Source organism: Streptomyces sp. B1866, from assembly GCF_031932565.1.
Classification (GTDB): domain Bacteria; phylum Actinomycetota; class Actinomycetes; order Streptomycetales; family Streptomycetaceae; genus Streptomyces.
In genome coordinates this window covers 1-4,879 of record NZ_JAVSCF010000357.1, presented here as the reverse complement: position 1 = coordinate 4,879, position 4,879 = coordinate 1, and the positions used below count along the sequence as shown (strand labels likewise).

The 4,879-nt window shown below is 77.8% G+C and carries 2 protein-coding genes and 1 pseudogene; all 3 read left to right on the top strand.

Annotated features, from left to right (window positions below; all coding sequences use genetic code 11):
• Positions 1 to 1,022, top strand: a pseudogene (locus RKE29_RS27895) (dihydroxyacetone kinase); the annotation flags it as partial.
• 61 nt (positions 1,023 to 1,083) lie between these two features.
• Positions 1,084 to 3,444: an ATP-dependent DNA helicase RecG gene (locus tag RKE29_RS27890; RefSeq protein WP_312008462.1), complete on the top strand. Its 2,361-nt coding sequence runs from the start codon at positions 1,084 to 1,086 to the stop codon at positions 3,442 to 3,444.
• A 787-nt stretch (positions 3,445 to 4,231) separates the two neighbouring features.
• On the top strand, positions 4,232 to 4,750 hold the full coding sequence (locus RKE29_RS27885) for a hypothetical protein (protein WP_312008461.1): 519 nt from the start codon (positions 4,232 to 4,234) through the stop codon (positions 4,748 to 4,750).
• Positions 4,751 to 4,879 lie beyond the last annotated feature (129 nt).

The following is a 4,879-nucleotide window of genomic DNA, read 5'->3' as shown; positions in this document are numbered from 1 at the left end:
CCGCGGGGCGCCTGCCGCCCGGCGGCCCCGGACCGGTGGGCGCCGCGGCGCCGGACACCGGCCCGGCCGGCGCCCCGGCCCCCGCCTTCGAGGTCGTCTACCTGCTGGAAGCCGGCGACGCGGCCGTCGCACGGCTGCGCGACCGGCTCGACGCCCTCGGCGACTCCCTCGTCATCGGCGGCGGCGACGGGCTCTGGCACGTCCACGTGCACGTGGCCGACGCGGGCGCCGCCGTGGAGGCGGGCGTCGAGGCCGGCCGGCCGCACCGCATCGGCATCACCCCGCTCGCCGCGCCCCCCGCCCCGTACACCCCCGGCGGCCTGCCCGCCGCCGACGGCTCCCCGGCCTCCGGCGCGCTCACGCGCGCGGTGGTCGCCGTCGTGCCCGGCGACGGGCTCGCCGCGCTGTGCGCCGAGGCCGGCGCCCACGCGGTCGTGGCCCGCCCCGGCCGGCCGCCCACCGCCGAGGAGCTGGCCGCGGCCATCCGGCGCGCGCGGGCCCCCGAGGTGGTGCTGCTGCCCAACGACGCCGAACTGCGGCGCACCGCGGCCGCCGGCGCCGCCGAGCGGGCCCGCGGCGAGGGCGTGCGCGTCGCCCTCATCCCCACCCGCTCCCCGGTCCAGGGCATCGCCGCGCTCGCCGTCCACGAGCCCGCGCGCGGCTTCGACGAGGACGTCGTCGCCATGACCTCGGCCGCCGGCGCCACCCGCCACGCCGAGCTGGCCGTCGCCGAGCGCGAGTCGTGGACCATGGCCGGGGTGTGCCAGGCCGGGGACGTGCTCGGCCTCATCGACGGCGATGTCGCGGTGATCGGCGCCGACCTGGCCGGGACCGCGCGCACAGTGCTCGACCGGATGCTGGCGGCCGGCGGCGAGATGGTCACCCTCGTGCTCGGCCAGGGCGCGCCCGAGGACCTGGCCGAACGCCTGGAGCGGCACGTACGCACCGCGCACCTGGCCGTCGACACGGTCGTCTACCAGGGCGGACAGCCGTCCCTGCCGCTGATCATCGGCGTCGAGTAGCCCGCCGCGCGCGGCGCCGCCCCGGCCCGCCGCGGCCCGGCTGTCAGCGGTGTGGTGTGCAATGGGACACGTGCCAGCGTTGCGAGAACCCCTGAAGAACGTCCTCGGCGGCAACACCGCGAAGGTGATGGCCGAGCACCTCGGCCTGCGCACCGTCGGCGACCTGGTGCACCACTACCCGCGCCGGTACGCCGAGCGCGGCGAGCTGACCCGGCTCGCGGACCTCCCGCTGGACGAGCACGTGACCGTCGTCGCGCAGGTGGAGGACGCCCGGGTGCTGACCTTCAACCGCGGCCGGGGCCAGCGCCTGGAGATCACCATCACCGACGGCAGCGGCCGGCTGCGCCTGGTCTACTTCGGCCGCGGCCTGCACAAGCCGCGCGCGGACCTGCCGCCGGGCCGCCGCGCGCTGTTCGCGGGCAAGGTGTCGGTCTTCAACGGCAAGCGGCAGCTCGCCCATCCGGAGTACAAGGTTCTCGACCCGGAGGGCGGCGCCGCGGCCGTCGAGGAGTTCGCGGGCGCCCTGCTGCCGCTGTACCCGGCGTGCGCGCAGATGGCCTCCTGGCAGATCCAGCGCGCCGTCGACACCGTCCTCGGCCCGCCCGGCCAGGAGGACGCGGCCCTGGTCGGCCTGGTCGACCCGCTGCCGCCGTCGCTGCGCGCGGGCCGGGGCCTGGTCACCCTGCCCGAGGCGCTGCGGATGATCCACCGTCCGCGCTCCCGCGCGGACATCGCCGCCGCACGCGACCGGCTGCGCTGGGACGAGGCGTTCGTGCTCCAGGTGGCCCTGGCCAGAAGGCGGCTGGCCGACGCCCAGCTGCCCGCCGTGCCGCGCGGCCCGGTGGAGGGCGGGCTGCTGGACCTCTTCGACGCCGGGCTGCCGTTCGCGCTGACCGAGGGCCAGCAGAAGGTGTCGGCCGAGATCTTCGCCGACCTGGCGGCCGAGCACCCCATGCACCGGCTCCTGCAAGGCGAGGTGGGGTCGGGCAAGACGCTGGTCGCGCTGCGGGCGATGCTCCGGGTGGTGGACGCGGGCGGGCAGACGGCCCTGCTGGCGCCGACCGAGGTGCTGGCCCAGCAGCACCACCGGTCGATCACGGAAATGATGGGCCCGCTCGCCGAGGGCGGCCTGCTGGGCGGCGCCGAGCAGGGCACCAAGGTGGTGCTGCTGACCGGCTCCATGGGCGCGGCGGCCCGCCGCCGGGCCCTGCTCGACCTGGCCACCGGCGAGGCCGGGATCGTGGTCGGCACCCACGCGCTGATCGAGGACAAGGTGCGCTTCCACGACCTGGGCCTGGTGGTGGTCGACGAGCAGCACCGCTTCGGCGTGGAGCAGCGCGACGCCCTGCGCTCCAAGGGCAGTCAGCCGCCGCACCTGCTGGTGATGACGGCCACGCCCATCCCGCGGACGGTCGCCATGACCGTCTTCGGCGATCTGGAGACCTCCGTGCTGGACCAGCTCCCGGCGGGCCGCTCCCCGATCGCCACCCACGTGGTGCCCGCGCGGGACAAGCCGCACTTCCTGGCCCGCGCCTGGGAGCGGGTCCGGGAGGAGGTGGCGGCCGGGCACCAGGCGTACGTGGTGTGTCCGCGCATCGGGGACGAGTCCGACGCCGAGGCGGCGGCGCCCGCAGGGAAGGCAGAGAAGACCGGGAAGGCCGGGAAGGCCGGGAAGGGAGACGCCCGGAAGGCGGGGCGGCCCCGGGCGGCGGACCGGGACGCCGTCCCCGAGCCCGGAGTCTCCGGAGATTCCGGGGATTCCGGAGATTCCGGGGAGCTTGCGGACCCGGGCGAGGACGCCGACAAGCGCCCGCCGCTCGCGGTCCTCGACATCGCGGCGCGGCTGGCCGAGGGCCCGCTGGACGGCCTGCGCGTGGCGGCCTTGCACGGGCGCATGCCGCCGGAGGACAAGGACGACGTCATGCGCCGCTTCGCCGCGGGGGAGGTGGACGTGCTGGTCGCGACGACCGTCGTCGAGGTGGGCGTCAACGTGCCCAACGCCACCACGATGGTGATCATGGACGCGGACCGCTTCGGCGTCTCCCAGCTGCACCAGCTGCGCGGCCGGGTCGGCCGCGGCGCGGCGCCGGGCCTGTGCCTGCTGGTCACCGAGGCCCCGGAGGCCGGCCCCGCGCGCGGGCGGCTCGACGCGGTGGCCCGGACGCTGGACGGGTTCGAGCTGTCCCGGATCGACCTGGAGCAGCGCCGGGAGGGCGACGTGCTCGGCCAGGCCCAGTCGGGGGCCCGCTCGTCGCTGCGGGTGCTGGCGGTCATCGAGGACGAGCAGGTGATCGCGGCGGCCCGCGAGGAGGCCGCCGCCGTGGTCGCCGCCGACCCCGAGCTGGCCGGGCTGCCGGAGCTGCGCGCCGCGCTGGACGCCCTGCTGGACCAGGAGCGGGCCGAGTACCTGGACAAGGGCTGACCCTGCCACCGGCGCACCCTGGCCGCCCCGGTCCCTGCGGGCCGCGCCGCGTCCGGCGCACCGCGAGCCCGCGAGAGCCGTACGGCCGGGCACCCGGAGGCGGTCCCGACGGGCCGGGCAGGGCGCGACGGCCGCTGCCGGACGCGGGTCGCACCGCCCGTGCGGTCCGTACGGCCTGCCCTGACCGTACGGACCGCACGGGCGCGGCCGAGCCCCCGCCCTGCCCCGGACGGGGAGCAGGGGGCACCCGCCTGAGGCGGCTCCGGGCACCGGCAGGCGGGCCGCGGGGACCGGCCGGGACCCGCGGGGTGGCTGTACGACCGGCCGCGGGCCCGGGGGCGGGGCAGGGGCGGCGAGAGGGGACGAGAGAAGGCCGAACCTCCAGCCGCCAGCCCGGAAACGCGTCCCGGGCCTGTACCCCGCCCCGGAGGAAAGCCCCGTCCGACTCGGCGGGTCGATGGGACCCGGTCGGGCTTGTCCGGACCGTGCGCCGGGCCGCGGGGGACGGTGGGCTTCACAGGTTGGGGCACGGTGGCCGCCAGGCGCTCGGGGCCGGCCTGTGAACGGGCGGTACGGACGGCGGTACGGACCCGGCGTCCGGCCCCGGTCGCGGTCGGGGACCGCGAACCGGCCCCGGCGTACGCGGCCCCCGCCCTGCCCGGGGATCCCCGGCCCGGACGGGCACCTCGCGACGCCGCCCGATTGTCAGACCCCCCTGGGAGGATGGACCTAGTCCGAGCCAATCCGCACGGGGATTGGCGGACTTGGACACCTGGGAGCTGTTTTCATGGCATTCCGGCACCTCAACGAACTGCCGCTCGGCGACAAGATCTTCCGGATCGAGCTCGCCAGCGACGACGACTCCACCGTGACCCTGACCCTGACCGGCTGGCGCGAGGACGCCCCGGAGGCCCCGCTCGCCGCCGGCTCGCTCACCCTGCCGCTCACCGACGTCCCGCCGCTGCGCATCGCGCTCAACCGCGCGCTGCGCGCCCTCGCCCTCGTCGCCGACGTCGCCGAGCCCATCCCGGACCGCGACGTGCTGCGCGAGCTGTTCCCCGGCCACGGCGCCCCCTGGGTGCCCCAGCACGAGGAGGACCTGACCCGCCGGTTCCACGACGGCGAGACCGTCGCGCGGATAGCCGCCCGCTTCGGCCGCACGCCGGACTCGGTGCGCGCGAAGCTGCGCGAGCTGGGCCACGACGCCCGCCGCCCCGACTACTGCCCGCCCGACGGCTGCCTGTCCTGGTCGCGGTACGCCTCGCCCGCGCTCCTCGGCGCCGGCCAGGAGGCCGCCGACGGCTGACCGCCGCCGCCCGCCGGGGCCGGGCCGCCACAGCCCGGCCTCGGCGGGCCCCGGTCCGGCCCCCGGGCGGTCCGGGGGCCGGACCGGTCCCCGCTGACGGAGCCGGACCGGTCCCGCCGCCGCGCCCCG

Coding starts and splice junctions, on each gene's coding strand:
- RKE29_RS27890 (WP_312008462.1), top strand. CDS start 1,084: ATGGGACACGTGCCAGCGTTGCGAGAACCCCTGAAGAACGTCCTCGGC.
- RKE29_RS27885 (WP_312008461.1), top strand. CDS start 4,232: ATGGCATTCCGGCACCTCAACGAACTGCCGCTCGGCGACAAGATCTTC.